Source organism: Microbacterium sp. UBA1612 (genome assembly GCF_002321605.1).
Taxonomy (GTDB): domain Bacteria; phylum Actinomycetota; class Actinomycetes; order Actinomycetales; family Microbacteriaceae; genus Microbacterium; species Microbacterium luteum.
The window spans coordinates 153,222-170,752 of the sequence record NZ_DCMW01000003.1 but is presented as its reverse complement, the minus strand read 5'-3'; the positions used below and the strand labels follow the sequence as shown (position 1 = coordinate 170,752).

Annotated in this window: 16 protein-coding genes; 6 read left to right on the top strand and 10 right to left on the bottom strand. The window is 70.0% G+C overall.

Annotated features, from left to right (window positions below; genetic code table 11):
* The first annotated feature begins 68 nt into the window (after positions 1-68).
* Genes mvk through B3S45_RS01325 form a run of 6 tightly spaced genes read left to right on the top strand, consistent with a single transcriptional unit; the run spans position 69 to position 6,415 of the window.
* A complete protein-coding gene (gene mvk, locus B3S45_RS01350) occupies positions 69-1,094 on the top strand; it encodes a mevalonate kinase (RefSeq protein WP_194383136.1) in 1,026 nt (341 codons plus the stop codon).
* Complete coding sequence (gene mvaD / locus B3S45_RS01345; protein WP_194383135.1) at positions 1,091-2,053, top strand: diphosphomevalonate decarboxylase; 963 nt, start codon at positions 1,091-1,093, stop codon at positions 2,051-2,053. Before mvk ends, mvaD begins: the two co-directional genes overlap by 4 nt.
* A complete protein-coding gene (locus B3S45_RS01340) occupies positions 2,050-3,153 on the top strand; it encodes a phosphomevalonate kinase (protein WP_194383134.1) in 1,104 nt (367 codons plus the stop codon). The genes mvaD and B3S45_RS01340 overlap by 4 nt, the downstream gene beginning before the upstream one ends.
* A complete protein-coding gene (gene fni / locus B3S45_RS01335) occupies positions 3,143-4,216 on the top strand; it encodes a type 2 isopentenyl-diphosphate Delta-isomerase (protein ID WP_194383133.1) in 1,074 nt (357 codons plus the stop codon). The genes B3S45_RS01340 and fni overlap by 11 nt, the downstream gene beginning before the upstream one ends.
* Entirely contained in the window at positions 4,206-5,255 is a 1,050-nt protein-coding gene (locus B3S45_RS01330) for a hydroxymethylglutaryl-CoA reductase (RefSeq protein WP_194383132.1), read from the top strand. The genes fni and B3S45_RS01330 overlap by 11 nt, the downstream gene beginning before the upstream one ends.
* Positions 5,252-6,415, top strand: coding sequence for a hydroxymethylglutaryl-CoA synthase (locus tag B3S45_RS01325; protein ID WP_194383131.1), 1,164 nt, complete (start codon positions 5,252-5,254; stop codon positions 6,413-6,415). Before B3S45_RS01330 ends, B3S45_RS01325 begins: the two co-directional genes overlap by 4 nt.
* A 24-nt stretch (positions 6,416-6,439) precedes the next feature.
* Here B3S45_RS01325 and B3S45_RS01320 read toward each other — a convergent pair whose 3' ends face one another.
* From B3S45_RS01320 to mltG, 10 genes are all read right to left on the bottom strand, one after another.
* A complete protein-coding gene (locus tag B3S45_RS01320) occupies positions 6,440-8,002 on the bottom strand; it encodes a Rieske 2Fe-2S domain-containing protein (protein WP_071043489.1) in 1,563 nt (520 codons plus the stop codon).
* A gap of 81 nt (positions 8,003-8,083) precedes the next feature.
* On the bottom strand, positions 8,084-11,044 hold the full coding sequence (locus B3S45_RS01315) for a DEAD/DEAH box helicase (protein ID WP_286716983.1): 2,961 nt from the start codon (positions 11,042-11,044) through the stop codon (positions 8,084-8,086).
* 32 nt (positions 11,045-11,076) lie between these two features.
* Positions 11,077-11,487, bottom strand: a complete 411-nt coding sequence (nusB, locus tag B3S45_RS01310) for a transcription antitermination factor NusB (RefSeq protein WP_071043487.1) — start codon at positions 11,485-11,487, stop codon at positions 11,077-11,079.
* 6 nt (positions 11,488-11,493) lie between these two features.
* Positions 11,494-12,054, bottom strand: coding sequence for an elongation factor P (gene efp, locus B3S45_RS01305; RefSeq protein WP_071043486.1), 561 nt, complete (start codon positions 12,052-12,054; stop codon positions 11,494-11,496).
* 91 nt (positions 12,055-12,145) lie between these two features.
* A complete protein-coding gene (aroQ, locus tag B3S45_RS01300) occupies positions 12,146-12,613 on the bottom strand; it encodes a type II 3-dehydroquinate dehydratase (RefSeq protein ID WP_071043485.1) in 468 nt (155 codons plus the stop codon).
* The gene (aroB, locus tag B3S45_RS01295; RefSeq protein WP_071043484.1) at positions 12,610-13,686 is read right to left on the bottom strand and encodes a 3-dehydroquinate synthase; all 1,077 of its coding nucleotides are present in this window, start codon (positions 13,684-13,686) and stop codon (positions 12,610-12,612) included. The genes aroQ and aroB overlap by 4 nt, the downstream gene beginning before the upstream one ends.
* Entirely contained in the window at positions 13,683-14,195 is a 513-nt protein-coding gene (locus B3S45_RS01290) for a shikimate kinase (RefSeq protein ID WP_286716980.1), read from the bottom strand. Before B3S45_RS01290 ends, aroB begins: the two co-directional genes overlap by 4 nt.
* The gene (gene aroC, locus B3S45_RS01285; RefSeq protein WP_071043482.1) at positions 14,192-15,409 is read right to left on the bottom strand and encodes a chorismate synthase; all 1,218 of its coding nucleotides are present in this window, start codon (positions 15,407-15,409) and stop codon (positions 14,192-14,194) included. The genes B3S45_RS01290 and aroC overlap by 4 nt, the downstream gene beginning before the upstream one ends.
* A gap of 4 nt (positions 15,410-15,413) precedes the next feature.
* Positions 15,414-16,271: a shikimate dehydrogenase gene (locus tag B3S45_RS01280; RefSeq protein WP_349675973.1), complete on the bottom strand. Its 858-nt coding sequence runs from the start codon at positions 16,269-16,271 to the stop codon at positions 15,414-15,416.
* Entirely contained in the window at positions 16,241-17,446 is a 1,206-nt protein-coding gene (gene mltG, locus B3S45_RS01275) for an endolytic transglycosylase MltG (protein WP_286716978.1), read from the bottom strand. Before mltG ends, B3S45_RS01280 begins: the two co-directional genes overlap by 31 nt.
* Positions 17,447-17,531: the final 85 nt, after the last annotated feature.

The window sequence follows — 17,531 nt, the reverse complement described above, 5'->3', positions numbered from 1 at the left end:
CGGAACCGGTGGCGCCGGTCGTCCACGGCCCGTGCGGATCGTCGACTGTTAGGCTTGGCCAGCCCGCTATGACCCCGAAGACCGACGCGAGCGCCCTCCGCGGGGACGCTCCCCCACAGCCCCGCGCGACCGGCACCGTCGACGCGCTCGTCGGCGACCCCGAGCCGGGGAACGGGATCGGCGAGGCCACCGGCAAGGCCATCCTCATCGGCGAGCACTCGGTGGTCTACGGCCACCCGGCGATCGCTCTGCCGATCACGTCCATCGCCGCCCGCGCGGAGGCCGCCGCCACGTCCCGGGCCTCGCGCATCGACAGCGAGCTGTTCCACGGCCCGCTCGATGCGGCACCTGCTCGCCTGCTTCCCACCGTCACGGCCGTTCGCACCGCCCTCGCGTCGGCGGGCGCGCCGGATGCGAGGCTTCATGTGCGCATCCACAGCGACATCCCGTCCGAGCGCGGTGTGGGCTCCAGCGCGGCGGTCGCCGCCGCTGTCGTCACGGCCGTCTCGGGCGCCCTCGGCCGCGACCTCGACCCCGACGAGCGATTCGCGCTCATCCAGGACGCAGAGCGCGCCGCGCACGGGGCGCCGAGCGGTCTCGATGCCCGCGCCGTCTGCGCACCCGGCCCGATCTGGTTCCGGCGCGGCAGCGTCGAGCCGATCACCGTCGGGACCGCTCTGCACTTCGTCGTCGCGGACTCGGGGGTGCGCGGCCGCACGCGCGAGGCCGTGGGCGCCGTCCGCTCGCTGCGCGAGTCATCGCCCGAGGTGTTCGACCGTGCCGTCGGCGCGCTCGCGGAGCTGACGGCGCAGGCTCGTGCCGACATCTCGCACGGCGACCTGGACGGACTCGGTTCCGCGATGGATGCCGCCCATCGCCATCTGGGCACCCTCGGCGTCGGTGACCCGGCCCTGGACCACCTCGCGGCCGCCGCCCGCGCTGCGGGTGCCGCCGGGGCCAAGCTCACCGGCGGTGGTCGCGGCGGGTGCGTGATCGCGCTCGCCCACGATCCCGAGCATGCCGCCACCGTCGTGAGACGGATGCGCACGGCGGGCGCCCCCGCGGCCTGGACGACTCACATGGAGGTCGCGTGACCACCGCCACGGCGCAGGCGCATCCCAACATCGCCCTGGTGAAGTACTGGGGCAAGGCGGACACCACGCAGAATCTGCCCGCGACGGGGAGTCTGTCGATGACTCTGGACGTCTTCCCGACCACGACGACCGTGCGCACCGACACCGGGGCGGCAGTCGACCGCGTCGTGATGAACGGCTCCGAGCGCGAGGGCGTCGTGCGGGAGCGCGTGGTCAGGTTCCTCGATCACGTGCGGCACCTCGCCGGCAGCGATGCCGCCGCCGAGGTGGTGACGCGGAACACCGTCCCGTCCGCGGCCGGACTCGCCTCGTCCGCGTCGGGTTTCGCCGCGCTGGCACTCGCGGCGTCGACCGCATACGGACTCGACCTCGACACCCGTGCGCTCAGCCGGCTCGCCCGACGCGGCTCCGGATCGGCATCGCGATCGATCATCTCGCGGTTCGCGATCTGGCATGCGGGCGACGATGAGCATTCGTTCGCCGAGCACATCGATGCGCCCGAGATCGAGATGGTCATCGCGACCGTCGACGCGGGCGAGAAGGCCGTCTCCAGTCGCGAGGCGATGCGGCGCACCGCGCTGACCTCGCCGTACTATCCCGCCTGGGTGACCTCGACGGCTCAGTCGCTGGCTGCGGCACAGGAGGCGTGCCGCGCCGGAGACCTGGAGCGGCTGGGCCGCATCACCGAGACGAATGCGCTGCGGATGCACGCGGTCATCCAGGGCAGTGATCCGTCGATCCGTTACCTCACGCCGACGAGCTGGTCCATCTTCGACGCGGTCGAGACACTGCGCCGCGAGGGCGTGCGCGCCTGGGCCACCGCCGATGCCGGCCCGAACGTCTGCATCGTCTGCGCACCGGCGGACACTCCGGCGGTGTCACGTCGCATCAGCACCCTCGCAGACACGGTGGTCGCCCGACCGGGGCCCGGCGCGACCCTGCGGGAGAGATCCGCGTGACCCATCCCTCGCCCGAGCGGATCGTCGTCCGCATCCCCGGGAAACTGTTCATCGCGGGCGAGTACGCCGTCGTCACGCCGGGGCAGCCCGCCGTGCTGGCGGCGGTCGACCTCGCGGTCACCGTGACGTTGGACGCGGCCGCTCCGGCACGCGTGGTGACCTCCACCGGCTACAAGACGCTGACATGGACCCCCGCTTCGCCGGGCATCGACGTGTCGGATGAGGAGCACGGGCTCGACTACGTGGTCGCGGCGCTCACCGTGATGGAGGATCTGCGGCGGGAGCGATCGATCCCCGACGGTGTGTTCGCCCTCGACATCGACAGCGGCCTCGACGACGGCACCGGACGCAAGTTCGGTCTCGGCTCTTCCGCCGCCGTCACCGTCGGCGTCGTCCGGGCGGTCGGAGGTCATCTCGGGCTCGCCCTGACACCCGACGAGGAGTACCGCCTGGCCATGCTGGCGACGCTCAGCGTGTCGCCCGATGCGAGCGGCGGCGATGTCGCGGCGAGCACGCACGGCGGCTGGATCTTCTATCGGAGCCCCGATCGCGAGGCGCTCGCGGCCGCCGGTGCGCTCGAGGTGGAGCGCCGCCTGCGGCTTCCCGCGTGGGAGGTCGGCGAGATCGTCCCGATCGAGCCGCCGACCGATCTCGACCTCGTCGTGGGGTGGACCGGCGCACCGGCATCGACCCGGTCGCTCGTCTCCGCCGTCCAAGCGGCCGTCGAACGCGGCGACGTCGACCACCCGGCGTTCCTCTCCGACTCCTGCAGCGCCGTGCTCTCTCTTCGGGATGCCTTCGCCGCCGACGACGCCACCGCCGCCCAAGCGGCGCTCCGCCAGGCTCGGAGGGTGCTGCGGGATCTGGCAGCGGCCTCGGGCGTGGAGATCGAAACGGCCGACCTGCGTGAGATGTGCGACATCATCGAAGGGATGGGCGCGGCCGCGAAGGCGTCCGGCGCGGGTGGCGGCGACTGCGGCGTCGCGCTCGTGCACCCGACGGTGGAGCGCGATGCGCTCGAGCGTGCGTGGCGCGACCTCGGTGTCGTGCCACTGGCGCTCTCCGTGACAGCGACCGAGGGAGACCACCGTGTCGGGTGACCGCAAGGACGACCACGTCCGCCTCGCGGCGGAGCAGCAGGCGTCGGGCCCGCGACGAAACGGCTACGACGATGTCGCCTTCGTGCATCACGCGCTCGACGGGATCGACGTCGATCGGGTGACGCTGTCCACCGAGGTGGCCGATGCCCCGTGGCCGCTTCCCTTCTACATCAACGCCATGACCGGCGGCAGCGACATGACCGGCGCAGTCAACCGCGATCTCGCGATCGCCGCGCGCGAGACCGGCGCGGCGATCGCCTCGGGATCGGTCAGCATCGCGCTCGGCGACCCGTCGGTCGCCCCCACGTTCCGTGTGCTGCGGGAGGAGAACCCCGACGGGTTCGTCATGGCCAATCTCGGTGTGGAGCGCAGCGCCGACGATGCCCGCCGCGCCGTGGAACTCCTCGAGGCGAACGCGCTGCAGGTGCACGTGAACGCCGTGCAGGAGACGGTCATGCCGGAAGGCAGCCGCTCCTTCTCGACCTGGCCGTCCTCTCTCGAGCGCATCATCGCCGCCGTCGACGTGCCGGTCATCGTCAAGGAGGTCGGTTTCGGTCTGAGTTCGGGCACGCTGCGGCGGCTCGCCGACATGGGTGTGGCGTACGCGGACGTCTCCGGCAACGGCGGGACCGACTTCGTGCGAGTCGAGAACGAGCGTCGCCCGCAGCGTGACTACGGCTACCTCGAAGGGTGGGGGCAGTCGACCGTCGCGTGCCTGCTGGAGGCTCCGGCCGGCGCCCCGACCCTTCTTGCTTCGGGCGGCGTCCGCTCCCCCCTCGACGTCGCGCGCGCTCTCGCCCTCGGTGCGCATGCCGTGGGCGTCTCCGGGTCGTTCCTCTCGGTCGTCCTCGACGGGGGCGCCGAGGCGCTGCGCGACCGCATCCAGGAGTGGACCATGCATCTCGGTTCTCTCCTCGCCCTTCTCGGAGCCGAGGACCTCACCGCCCTGCGCACCACCGACGTCGTCGTCAGCGGCGCCACGGCGCAGTTCTGCGCCGCGCGTGGCGTCGACCTCACGACTCTGGCGCAGCGATCCCTCGGAAGGAGCAGCAATGCCCGATGATCTCGTCACACCGATCCCTACCCGGTGGGTCGGTCCCCTGAAGCTCAGCGGAGACGTCGCCGGTGAGCAGAGCGTGCCGCTGGCCACGTACGAGACGCCGCTGTGGCCGTCCGTGGGCCGCGGCGCACGCGTCTCCCGACTCGTCGACGACGGCATCCGCGTGTCGGTCGTCGATGAGCGGATGACCCGCTCGAGTCTGTTCGTCGCTGCGTCGGCCGCCGAGGCCGTCGCAGCGTCACGCGCCCTCGACGCCCGGTTCGACGACCTGGCGGCCATCGTCGCCGGCCAGAGTCGCCACGCCAAGCTCATCGAGCTCGACACCGAGATCGTCGGTCACCTGCTGTTCGTGCGCTTCGCGCTCACGACGGGCGACGCGTCCGGCCACAACATGGTCACCCTCGCCGCGCAGTCGCTCATGGACGCGATCCTGGCATGGCACCCGGAGCTGTCGTACGGATCGATCTCCGGCAACTTCTGCTCCGACAAGAAGGCCACGGCGGTGAATGGTCTGCTCGGTCGCGGTCGCAGCGTCGTCGCCGAGATCCTCATCCCGGCCGATCTGGTCGACGCTCAGCTGCGGACCACCGCCACCCGCATGGTCGATCTCAACGTGCGCAAGAACCTCGTCGGATCGACGGTCGCCGGCGCCCTGCGCTCGGCGAACGCGCACTACGCGAACATGCTCCTGGCCTTCTATCTCGCGACCGGTCAGGACGCCGCGAACATCGTCGAAGGCTCACAGGGCATCACCTATGCCGAACGGCGCGGAGACGGCGATCTGCTGTTCTCGTGCACCCTCCCCAACCTCATCGTCGGAACGGTCGGCAACGGCAAGGATCTGCCCGGAGTCGATGCGGCCCTCGAGCGGTTGGGCTGCCGAGGGCTGGAGGAGTCGGGTGCCGGCGCGCGACGGCTGGCCGGACTCATCGCCGCCACGGTCCTGTGCGGCGAGCTGTCGCTGCTGGCGGCGCAGACCAACCCCGGTGAACTGATGCAATCGCATGTGCTGATGGAACGCCGCGCAGGAGGCCGAGCATGAACACCCCGCCCGTCATCGGAATCCACGATCTCGCCGTCGCCACCGGGAGTCGCGTGCTCGATCTCGCCGATCTCGCACGCGCGATCGGGGTGGAACCGGCGAAGTTCCACAAAGGGCTCGGCCAGGACCAGATGAGCGTCCCGGGCCCCGACGAGGACATCGTCACGATGGGCGCCGCCGCAGCCGCGCCGATCCTCGACCGCCACGGCGCCGCAGGCATCCGCACGCTGCTTTTCGCGACCGAGACCGGCGTCGACCAGTCCAAAGCTGCGGGCATCTTCACACACCGGCTCCTCGGGCTGCCTCCCGCCTGTCGTGTCGTCGAGCTCAAGCAGGCCTGCTACGGCGGAACGGCCGCGCTCCAGATGGCGATCGGCATCGTCACCCGCGACCCCCGGGAACGCGTCCTGATCATCAGCAGCGACATCGCCCGATACGGGATCGACACAGCAGCCGAACCCACGCAGGGCGCGGGTGCGGTCGCGATGCTCGTCGCCGCCGACCCCGATCTTGTGGAGATCCCGACGCCCACGGGCATCTGGACCGCCGACATCGACGACTTCTGGCGCCCGAACGACAGCGACATCGCGATGGTCGAGGGCAAGCTCTCCATCGACGCGTACCTCGACGCGTTCACAGGGGCATGGGACGACTACCGCGCTCAAGGCGGCGTGGCGGCGAGCGAGATCGACGCCTTCTGCCACCACCAGCCGTTCACGCGCATGGCAGAGAAGGCGCATCGCAAGCTCGCCGAGCACACCGGGGTCGAGCTCGGCCTCGACACCTTCCTGCCCTCCACGCGCTACAACCGACGCATCGGCAACAGCTACACCGCGTCGCTCTACCTCGCCCTCGCGGCGGTCCTCGACTCGGACGACGATCTCACCGGCTGCAGGATCGGCCTGTTCAGCTACGGCTCGGGAGCGGTGGGAGAGTTCTTCACCGGCCTGGTGCGGCCCGGCTACCGCGCGGCCGCGCGCCGGGAGCGCACCGAGGCGCTGCTGGATGCGCGCATGCCGATCGGTGTCGAGGAGTACCGCGAGCTGCATCGCCGGGTCCCCCGCGACACATCGACGGACCTCGCCGTCGACCCGGTGTCCGCGGGCGAATTCCACTTCGCGGGGATCTCCGGCCGCGCCCGCCGGTACACGCGGGACTGAGCGAGAGCGCGACGCCCCGGCCGGTCAGGCGGCCGGGGCGTCCGCCTGTTCGTCGGCACGCCCGGCACGGATGGGGTGCCCCTGCGTCGTCAGGCATCGGCCCGTCGCGAGATCCCACTTCCAGTCGTGGAGCGAGCAGGTCAGCACGCCGTCCTCGATCTTGCCGGTCTTGGTCAGATCCGCGCGGAGGTGGGGACACCGTCGCTGCACGACCCAGTCCTCCAGCTGCACGTCCTCGGTCTGGTCGGACTGCTCGGCATACCAGTTCTCGACGTACTCGATCCGGTCGCGGGAGAGGCACTTGAGGAAGGTCGTGAGGAACTCGTTGAACTTTCCGCTGCGGCCGACCTCGAACTGCATCGACAGGAAGATCGAATTGGACCAGTCGATCTCGTGGTCGGCGATGTTGGTCGAGACGAGGTCGGCGGGGATGGTGTACCAATACACGCACTCCTCACCCGCGTACTCCCGCACCTTGGCCTTGGGGAAATCGACGACCATGTCCAGCTCGCCGATCCGGAACCGGACGTTGCCGCCCACCCCGTTGCGGATCGTGCGCGCACGGCGCAGCAGCGGCTCCCACCAGGCCTTGATCGCGGCGAGCATCTCCTCGGGCGGGAGCACCTCGGCCCGCGAGTCGACCTCCGCTCGGATCTCGTCCTGGCGGGCGTCGCGCTGCTCGGCGAGATAGGCCCACTTGTCGTCGAAGATCCGGTCGATCTCGTCGTCGGTGTAGAGCGACTGCGTCACCGACAGCTCGCCGTCCACCAGTTCGACCACCGTGCCGGGTACGAACTCGTAGCCCTTCTGGTCCGGCCGCTGTTCTCTCATGTGCCGGAGGAACTCCCGCTGGTCGGTGAAGATCGCGTCATCGTGGAGGCCCGTGCCGTTGTAGCGGAAGAGCTCCTCCCGGAGGAACATCGGCGGACCGGCCATCGGGAACACGTGCGGAGCATCGACCTTCTCGATGTAGTACATCGCTCGCTTGTTCTGCGCATCCCGCTTGAGCTTCGCGAAGTTCTGCTTCGCGTCCTGGGGCAGGTCGTAGACCATCGGCCACCAGATGGCGCCCGATACCTGTGTGAAGTAGGCCTCCGGGCGGGAGAACGACATGAGCGCGTCGAGGTCGAGCGGGTGCGAGTCGTTCTGATTGAGGATGCTGGCCGTGCCGTCGTCGACCGACAGCGAGGAGTCCCCGATGGGGCCGTCGGAGGGGGCGCGGAGGGGGGTCACCATGATCTTGAGATCGCCGTAGCGCAGCGTCTCACCGGACCGCGTATAGACGATGTTCTCGTATCCCAGACGCCGCAGGTCCCGCTCGAGATCGTCCGTCGGGTACTCCGGCAGCAGCACGCGGATGTCTTTCGGCACGTACTGCTGCAGCAGCGCCGGGTCGAAGTGGTCGCGGTGACGGTGCGAGACGTAGAGGAAGTCCGCCCGCCCGAATCGCTGCCAGTCCAGAGCGCGGTTGTCGGGGAACGGGAACCACGAACCGTAGAAGCTCGGGCCGATGACGGGGTCGCAGAGGATGCTGCCGCCGGCCGTCTCGATGAACATCCCGGCGTGGCCGAGGCCCGTGATCCGCATGAGTTCCTCCTGTGTCGAACGCCCAACGATTCTACGGCGCGCGATGCCGGCGTCGCTGTGTGCACGCTCCGTCCGGGCCGATCAGGTCTCCAGCAGTCCGCGGATGTCGGACGCGTCCAGGGAGCGGGCGAACAGATCGTCATCGTCGAGCACCGCGTCGAAGAGGCGGGCCTTGCGCTGCTGGAGGGCGCGCACCTTGTCCTCGATGGTGTCCGAGGCGATCAGGCGATAGACCATCACCGGTCGGGTCTGACCGAGGCGATGGGCGCGGTCGACCGCCTGTGCTTCCGCGGCCGGGTTCCACCACGGATCGAGCAGAATGACGACGTCGGCGTCGGTGAGGTTCAGCCCGAAGCCGCCCGCCTTCAGACTGATGAGGAAGACGGGCGTCTCGCCCGCCCGGAAGGCCGAGACCACACCCGACCGGTCGGCGGTGGAGCCGTCCAGACGCGTGAAGCCGATGCCCGCCCTTCCGAGCGCCAGCTCGGAGAGGTCGAGGAAAGACGTGAACTGACTGAACACGAGCGCCCGACGACCCTCGGCGATCACCTCCTCGAGCTGCGCGACGAGCGCGTCGAGCTTGCTCGAATCCCCCGACGCCTCGGGGTCGATCAGCCGCGGGGCGAGGCTGAGCATGCGCAGGAGCGTCAGCGAACGGAACACGATGAACCGGTTGCGGTCGAGGTCATCCAGCAACCCCAGGATCTTCTGCCGCTCCCGCTGGAGGGCGATGTCGTACACCGCGCGATGCGCGTCTGACAGCTCGACGTGGAGCACCTGCTCCTGCCGCGGTGGCAGATCGGCGGCGACCTGAGCCTTCGTGCGACGGAGCATCAACGGTCGCACGCGTCTGCGCAGCTTCTCCAACCGTGCCCGGCGGTACGCACCGCCTTCGACGTTGTCAGGCACCTTGCCCTTCTCGATGGGGCCGACGTACTCGTCGCGGAATCGCCGGGCGGATGGGAAGAGTCCGGGTGAGGTGATCGAAAGCAGCGCATGCAACTCGATGAGCGAGTTCTCGAAGGGCGTGCCGCTGAGCGCGAAGCGCACCTCCGCACGCAGTGCGGCGACCGCACGGTGGATGCGTGTGGCGGGGTTCTTCACGAATTGCGCCTCGTCGAGGATCAGCCAGCCCCACTCGCGCTCGGCGAAGGCGGTCTCATCGAGACGAAGCACGGCGTACGACGTCACGACGACATCCGCCTCGCCCACAGCGGCGAGACCGCCGGTGCTGGAGACCACCGCCACTCGCAGGTCGGGCACGAACGCCGCCGATTCCTCCTGCCAGGTGCCGATCACGCTCGTCGGGGCGATCACGAGCGCGGTGCGGCCGCCGGCGCCCTCACGACGCGCCGCCAGCGCAGCGAGCACCTGCAGCGTCTTGCCGAGACCCATGTCATCGGCGAGGATCCCGCCGAGGCGATGGTCGGCGAGGAAGCACAGCCAGGAGACGCCGTGCTTCTGATACGGCCGGAGCGTCGCGCGGACACGGTCCGGAACGATCGTCTCCGGGACGCGCTCGACGTCCTGCAGGGTGTGCACCGCGGCCCGCCACGACACAGCGGCCTCGGATTCGTCGGCGAGATCCTCGAAGTCGCTCCAGAGGGCGAGCTGATATCGGGAGATCTTCGGCCCCGTCTCCCACTCGGACATCTCCACCGCCTCGTCGATGAGGTCCCGCAGGCGATCCAGCGCGGGATGACGGAGCGAGAAGTACGCGCCGTCGGCGAGCATCATCTTGGAACGTCGCAGCGCGAGGGCCGTGAAGAGGGGTGTGAAGGGGATGCGACGTCCGTCGATCGTGACCTGGACGCCCAGGTCGAACCAGTCCGGATCGGTCGAGTCGACGGTGCTGATCCGAATGCGCGGATCGCCCGAGAGTTCGCGGTGTCGCCCGGCGTCACCCATGACCTCCACGCGCACGCCCTCGATCTCACGCAGGGCCGGCAGCAGCCGCGTGGTGAACTCCGCCGCTTCGACATCGCGGAACTCGGCCTGTGCCGCCGGGACGACATCGGTCACCGCGCCCCACGCCGTCGCGAGCGCGGCGCGCACCTGCGCTTCGAACGAGATGTCGCGCTCCGGGTCGTCGGGAACGCTCGCGAAGCCCCGTGGCGGCCGCCCCGGGTAGATCCACGCGCACGCGACGACGATACGATCGACGGATCGCGCGTCGACACGAACGCGGAGTTGGGGCGGACGTGGAGGAGGCACCTCGACGCCGGCTCCGGCGTGCACCGGAAGGCGGCGCGCGATGAGCGGCGCGTGGTCGCGGAGGAACTCGCCCGCCTCCGCCGGCGGCACGTGCACAGAGCCACCGTCGGTGAGGAGACGACGTGTCACGTCGTCGAGGTGCGCGGGCGCCAGCACGAGGAGAGGGGCGCCGTCGATCACACGGTAGCCGTAGAGACCGGAGGCCGCCACGGCGCGGATGGCTTCGCCCGTGAAGGACTCCCCGTCGATCGAGATGTCGGCGCACAGCCGCAGGCCGCCGTCTTCGACGCGTTCGATGCGCAGGGCGGCAGCCGTCTGCCGCGCGAGCATCACCCGGCGATCTGCGGCCGTCCCGACGAGCGGGATGCCGAGGTCATCCGCCGAGGCCAGGTGCGGCCACAGCAGGCCGGATTCGATCGTGTCCAGCACCAGCCACTCCCCGAGATCGGAGTAGGTGGCGAGGGTACGCACCTCCCGCGCGATGCTGTGAAGCTCGGCGAACCACCTCGCCTGGACCGCCGACCACGGTCCCCCCGGTCGTCGGAGCGATTCCCAGCTCACGTCGCCGCGGATCCACGATCCGGCCGCCGCGCCACGAACGGCCGGCCGAAGGCCGACCGCGACGTCGTTCGCGCGTCGCAGCAGGCCTCCGGCGGTGGCCGGCTCGAGTCTGCTCGGTCCCCACTGCCCCGTCCGAGTGCGCAGCTTCAGGTCGACGAACAGAGCCAGCCGGGTCCCGTCCGAGATCTCGTCCGCGGGCGCGACGACCCTTCGCCAGTTCGACCCGGGCTGTTCCCCGGCAGGCGACGGTTCGACGGCGGAGGACACCGCATCATCCTCTCCCGAGGCACGGACACCGGTCAGGACGAACGGGCCACCCGCGCGAGGATGCCGTGGACGAAGGATCCGGAGTCGTCGGTGGAGTACTCCTTCGCCAGCTCGACGGCTTCGTCGATCGCCACGGCCGTGGGCACCTCGTCGTTGTAGAGGATCTCCCACACGCCGATGCGCAGAAGGGCCCGGTCGACGGCGGGCATGCGCGCCAGCGACCAGTCGCGCGCGTGCGTCGTGATCTGCTCGTCGATCTCGTCGCGGTTGTCGATGATGCCGTCGACGATGTCACGCGCATACAGCCACGACGACTCTCGAGCCGGCTCATTCGCGGCTCGACGCGCTTCCACGGCGAGCATCGCGGGCAGGTCGTCTCCGCGGACATCGCTCTGGAACAGGATGTCCAGCGCGCGCTTGCGGGCTTTGGTGCGTGCGCTCATCCGCGATCAGTTCACGCGGCCCAGGTAGTCACCCGTGCGGGTGTCCACCTTGACCTTCGTGCCGGTTTCGAGGAACAGCGGCACCTGGATCTCGTATCCGGTCTCCACCGTGGCGGCCTTCGTGCCCGCCGAGGAGCGGTCGCCTTGCAGACCGGGCTCGGTGTAGGTGATCTCGAGCACGACCGAGGCGGGCAGGTCGAGATACAGCGGCGTGCCGTCGTGCAGTGCGATGGTGACCTGCTGGTTCTCCAGCATGAAGTTGGCCGCGTCACCGACCGTCGCGGCGGGCACGTTGATCTGGTCGTAGTCGGCCATGTCCATGAACACGAAGCTCTCGCCGTCGTTGTAGAGGTACGTGTAGTCCCGGCGATCGACGTTCTGGATATCGATCTTCGCGCCCGCGTTGTAGGTGCGGTCCACGACCTTTCCCGAGACGACGTTCTTCAGCTTGGTCCGCACGAACGCGCCGCCCTTGCCGGGCTTGACGTGCTGGAACTCGACCACGCTCCAGAGCTGTCCGTCGATGCTGAGCACGACGCCGTTCTTGATGTCTGCGGTGGATGCCATGAGGAGGAGAGTCCGTTCGTTGAGAGGTCGCGGGGCGCGCGGGGCGCTGGTCCGACGTTCGATTCTAGAGGATGGCGGCGCGCGGCGCCGGTCAGCCGTCCGCCTGGCCGGCGATCACGGCGATCAGGCGGCGCACGGCGGTGGCGTATCCATCCACACCTTCGCCGATCACGTGGATCACGGCGACATCGGCGACATAGGAGTGGTGGCGGAAGGGCTCGCGGGTGCGCACGTCGGAGATGTGCACCTCGGCGACCGGCAGGGCGACGCCGGAGAGCGCGTCGCGCAGGACGATGGAGGTGTGGGTGAGTCCGCCGGGGTTGATGACGATTCCGGCGCAGTCCTCCCGCGCGTCGTGGATGGCGTCGATCAGCACGCCCTCGTGATTGCTCTGCACCGCGCGCACCTCGAAACCCGATTCGGCCGCGGCGTCGGCGGCGAGCCGTTCGGCGTCGGCGAGCGTCGCGGAGCCGTAGATCTCAGGTTCGCGGGTGCCGAGCAGGTTGAGGTTCGGTCCGTTCACGATCAGAAGGCGGCGGGCGCGTCCGGCTGCGCTCATTCGCCGACCTCCTGGTAGGCGGCGAACAGCAGCGACTCGTCCGGCGCCTGCAGCACGGTGGGCTTCGCGATGTCATCCAGCACGATGAAGCGCAGCATCCCGGCGCGGCTCTTCTTGTCCCGCTGCATCGTCGCCAGCAGCTGGCTCCAGGCGCCGGCGCGATAGCTCATGGGCAGACCGAGGGAACCGAGGATGTCGCGGTGACGCTGCACCGCGGCATCCGGGAGTCGCCCGGCCAGACGGGACAGCTCGGCGGCGAACACCATGCCGACCGATATCGCGGCGCCGTGGCGCCACCGGTAGCGCTCGGCGTGCTCGATCGCATGACCGACGGTGTGACCGTAGTTGAGGATCTCGCGCAGTCCAGCTTCGCGCAGATCGCTCGATACGACGCGCGCCTTCATCTCGATCGCCAGTTCGATCGTGCGCCGAAAGGCCGCGCTGCCGGGGTCGACGACCGCCCGGGGGTCTGCCTCGATCAGGTCCAGGATCTCCGGTGCCCAGATGAAGCCCGCCTTGACGACCTCGGCGTACCCTGCGACCCGTTCGTGCTCGGACAGCGACTCCAGTAGATCGAGATCGCACAACACCGCGTGCGGTGGCCAGAAGGCGCCGACGAGATTCTTGCCTTCGGCGGTGTTGACGCCCGTCTTGCCGCCCACGGCCGCATCGACCATGCCGAGCACGGTGGTCGGCACCTGCACGACGGGCACGCCTCGCAGCCAGGTGGCCGCGACGAAGCCCGCGAGATCCGTGACCGCTCCCCCGCCGAACCCCACGACGGCGTCGGTGCGGGTGAAGTCCGCCTGCCCGAGCACCTGCCAGCAGAACGCCGCCACCTCGATCCGCTTGCCCTGTTCGGCGTCGGGGATCTCGGCCAGCAGAACCTCACGATCGCCCATGAGCTGCCCGCGGAGCCGCTCCGCCTGCGCGGCGAGCGTCGGCGGGTGCACGATCAGCACCTTGCGGGCAGCGGAGGGCAGGGTCTCGCCGAGCCGGGACAGCACCCCGCGCCCCACGGTCACGTCGTACCCGGCGTCGCCGGACACGGAGATCGTCGTCACATCGCTCATTCGTTTTCCTCCTCGCGCGCCCATGTCACGATCGCGTCCACGACATGCTGCAACGGCCCGTGCGACGTGTCGAAGGTGCGATCGGCGAGCTGCCGATAGACCGGTTCCCGTTCGCGAAAGATCTGCTCCCAGCGCGCCAGCGCGTCGTCGCCGCCGAGCAGCGGCCGGTCGGTGCCCGCCACGCGCGCCGCGACCACGCGGGGCTCCACCGTCAGCAGCGCGACGCGATGACGTGCGAGGTCGCGCTGCGTGTCGGGGTTCAGCACCGCGCCGCCGCCGAGCGAGACGACGCCGCCGCGCGCAAGTCCGGTGGCGACGGCCTCCCGCTCCCATGCGCGGAACGCGGGCTCGCCGTGCTCCGCGAAGATCGTGTCCATGGGCCCGTGCTCACGGACGACGGCGATGTCGCTGTCGTAGAAGCGTCGTCCGAGAGCCTTCGCCACCCGGCGACCGACGCTCGTCTTGCCGGCGCCCATCGGACCGATGAGCACGAGGGCGCAGCGCGTCATACGTCCAGCAGCGCGCCGTCGCTGACCGCGGTCGTGCGAAGCGTCGCGGGGATCGCCGCGACGAAGGCCTGCAGGTTCCGGCGCGTCTCGGCCACGCTGTCGCCGCCGAACTTCTCCAGAACCGATTCGGCCAGCACGATCGCCACCATCGCCTCCGCGACCACGCCCGCTGCCGGAACCGCGCACACGTCGGAGCGCTGATGGTGAGCCGACGCCGTGTCGCCCGTGCTCACATCCACCGTGCGCAGCGCGCGCGGAACCGTGGCGATGGGCTTCATGCCGGCCCGCACCCGCAGGGCGGTCCCTGTGGACATGCCGCCCTCGGTCCCTCCGGCCCGGTCGCTCGACCGCGTGATGCCGTCATCGGCGACGAAGAGCTCGTCGTGCGCCTGCGAGCCGCGCCGGCGCGTGGTCTCGAACCCGTCGCCGACCTCGACGCCCTTGATGGCCTGGATGCTCATCAGGGCCTGGGCCAGCTTCGCATCGAGCTTCCGGTCCCACTGCACGTGGGAGCCGAGCCCCGGGGGAAGCCCGTAGGCGAGCACCTCCACGATGCCGCCCAGGGTGTCGCCGTCCTTCTTGGCGGCGTCGACTTCCTCGACCATCCGTCGGCTCGTCTCGGCGTCGAAGCACCTCAGCGGATCGGCGTCGAGGGCCTCGACGTCATCGGGTCCGGGCACCGGAGCGTCCTCGGGCACGCGAACGGGGCCGATCGAGAGGGTATGGCTGACGAGCCGGATGCCGAGCTCGGACAGGAACGACCGGGCGACGGCTCCGAGCGCGACGCGTGCGGCGGTCTCGCGGGCGCTCGCCCGCTCCAGGATCGGCCGGGCCTCGTCGAAGCCGTACTTCTGCATGCCGACGAGGTCGGCGTGCCCCGGGCGAGGGCGCGTGAGGGCCGCACCGCGGCCGCGGGAGCGCTCGGTGAGCTCGACCGGTTCGGCGCTCATCACCTCGACCCACTTCGGCCACTCGGTGTTGCCGATCCGGAGCGCGATGGGGGATCCGAGACTGAGCCCGTGCCGCACTCCCGCGGAGATGTTCAGCTCGTCCGCCTCGAATTTCATGCGAGAGCCGCGTCCGTAGCCGAGTTTGCGGCGGGCGAGATCGGTCTGGATCGCATCACGGGATATGGGGACGCCGGCGGGGAGTCCTTCCATCATCGCGACGAGTTCGGGGCCGTGCGATTCGCCGGCCGTGAGCACGCGGAGCATGCGACTAGTCTCCCACGACCGCGCGCCGCATCGCGGCGACCACGACCGGTTCGTCGGGGAGCACCGCCTCGGGATCGCCGTCGCGGAAGATGCGGACCTGCCGAACCGCCTGGTGCAGCAGCATCCCGAGTCCGGAGTGGGCGGGGAGGTCGGCGTCCTGCCACGCGCGTGCCAGGGCGGTCGGCCACTGACCGTACACGGCGTCGAAGAGCGTGCCTCCGGTCGCGGCCAGGCGCGCTGCCGGCGCCGCATCGACGACGGCGCCGCCGGGCAGCGTCGCCACCGTCAGCGGCACGTCCCCGTCGGGGTCGTCCAGGGGTCCCGGACGCACCCGCACGCCGACGCGATCACCGAGCTCGACCATCGGCGCAACGGATTGCGGTCGCCGTGCGAGCACCTCGACCCGCTCGACGCCGGCATCGCTCAGGGCCACCAGCGCCGACGTCGCAGTCGCCCCCGCGCCGATGATCCGAGCATGGTCGACGCCGCCGCACCCGATCTCTGCCAGCGCGGCGACGATTCCGCCGATGTCGGTGTTGAAGCCGACCGGGCCCGACGCCTCGAGCAGATATGTGTTCACCGCACCGGTGAGGCGCGCTCCGCGGTCGACCCGGTCCGCAGCGGCGAACGCCACCTGCTTCAGCGGCATCGTCAGCGACAGTCCTCGCCAGGTCGCGTCCAGCGACGCGACCGCGGCAGCGAATCCGGCGTCATCCACTCGGCATCGGTCGTACTCCCACGCCAGCCCGAGCGCGTCGTAGGCCGCACGGTGCATCTGCGGCGATCGACTGTGCGCGATCGGATCGCCCCACACGGCCAGGCGGTGTGCGGTCAGCACCCCGAGTCCGGGTTCTCGCTGCACCAGGCCCGCCACTGATCAACCGCGGCGAGATGATCGGCGTACGTGTTGGTGAAGACCGTCTCACCGGTGTCCAGATTGACCGTCACGAAGTACAGCCACGGGCCTTCCGCGGGATGCATGGCGGCGTCGATCGCGACGTCGCCGGGGTTGGCGATGGGACCGATCGGCAGCCCGGGGTGGACATAGGTGTTCCACGGGTTGTCGTCGGTCAGCGCCTCCTCCGACGAGCTGACGGTCCCGTCGTCCTCACCGATCCCGTATTGCGCCGTCGAATCCATCTCGAGCCGACCGAAGGTCTCCTGGTTGTCCGGAGCGAGACGGTTCTGGATCACTCGCGACACCTTGTAGAAGTCCTCCTCCTCGCGGGCTTCGCGCTGAATGATCGAGGCGATGGTGAGGATCTCCTCGCGATCGGCCTCGGGCACCCCGGCGGTGTCCAGCGAGGCGACGGTCCGGTCCACCATCGTCTGGATGACCTCGGTCGCCGAGGTGTCGGGGTCGAATGTGTACATCGCCGGAAACAGCCAGCCCTCCAGGCTGTCCGCGGAGACACCGTACTGCGAAGGATCGGCGATGGCCGCCTCGAAGTCCTCCAGCGGGATGCCCGTTCCCTCCGCGAGGAGCGGGAGCGACTGATCCACCGTCAGCCCTTCGGGCAGGAGTGCGGAGTTCTCGAGCTTGTTCTCGGGGTTCTCGAGCGCCTCGAGGGCCGCCTCAGAGGTCATCATCTGCTGCAACTGGTAGACACCCGGATAAAACGTCGGGTTCTGGCCGGTGTCCACGAGCATGTCGTAGAACGCATCGGGTGTCTTCGTCACGCCCGCGTCGTAGAGCGTTTGGGAGATCGGCCCGCCGGTGTCGCCGGTCGAGATCGTGACGAGCGCTTCGCCGGTGGCCATGCCCGGCTCGTAGTCCGTCGGCTCCTGCCACCCCATCACGTCGCGGATCTGCTCTTCGTAGGTCGTCCAGACGTAGTAGCCGGTTCCCGCCAGGCCGCCGAGGAGCACCAGGACGACGCCGAAAGCGATCCATCCTCCGATCCGGCGACGGCGCCTGTTCGGCGGCGGTGGTGTGGATCCGAAGTCTTCCGTGCTCCCCTTGCCCGCGAAGAGATCGTCGAGAGTCTCCCGGGGCGCCGGGGCATTCGTGGGAGCCTGTTTCGGAGGCTCTGCCACCGCCGACGGGGCCTGCGATGGCTGCGGAGTGCCCGACTGCCGGGCTGCCGCCTCGCGAGCGGCACGACGAGAGGTGGGCGGAGGA

What these genes read in the sequence shown, in the direction of transcription:
- mvk (WP_194383136.1), top strand. Translation starts at nt 69, where the DNA reads ATGACCCCGAAGACCGACGCGAGCGCCCTCCGCGGGGACGCTCCCCCA.
- B3S45_RS01330 (WP_194383132.1), top strand. Translation starts at nt 4,206, where the DNA reads ATGCCCGATGATCTCGTCACACCGATCCCTACCCGGTGGGTCGGTCCC.
- B3S45_RS01325 (WP_194383131.1), top strand. Translation starts at nt 5,252, where the DNA reads ATGAACACCCCGCCCGTCATCGGAATCCACGATCTCGCCGTCGCCACC.
- B3S45_RS01320 (WP_071043489.1), bottom strand. Translation starts at nt 8,002, where the DNA reads ATGCGGATCACGGGCCTCGGCCACGCCGGGATGTTCATCGAGACGGCC.
- nusB (WP_071043487.1), bottom strand. Translation starts at nt 11,487, where the DNA reads ATGAGCGCACGCACCAAAGCCCGCAAGCGCGCGCTGGACATCCTGTTC.
- efp (WP_071043486.1), bottom strand. Translation starts at nt 12,054, where the DNA reads ATGGCATCCACCGCAGACATCAAGAACGGCGTCGTGCTCAGCATCGAC.
- aroQ (WP_071043485.1), bottom strand. Translation starts at nt 12,613, where the DNA reads ATGAGCGCAGCCGGACGCGCCCGCCGCCTTCTGATCGTGAACGGACCG.
- aroB (WP_071043484.1), bottom strand. Translation starts at nt 13,686, where the DNA reads ATGAGCGATGTGACGACGATCTCCGTGTCCGGCGACGCCGGGTACGAC.
- B3S45_RS01290 (WP_286716980.1), bottom strand. Translation starts at nt 14,195, where the DNA reads ATGACGCGCTGCGCCCTCGTGCTCATCGGTCCGATGGGCGCCGGCAAG.
- aroC (WP_071043482.1), bottom strand. Translation starts at nt 15,409, where the DNA reads ATGCTCCGCGTGCTCACGGCCGGCGAATCGCACGGCCCCGAACTCGTC.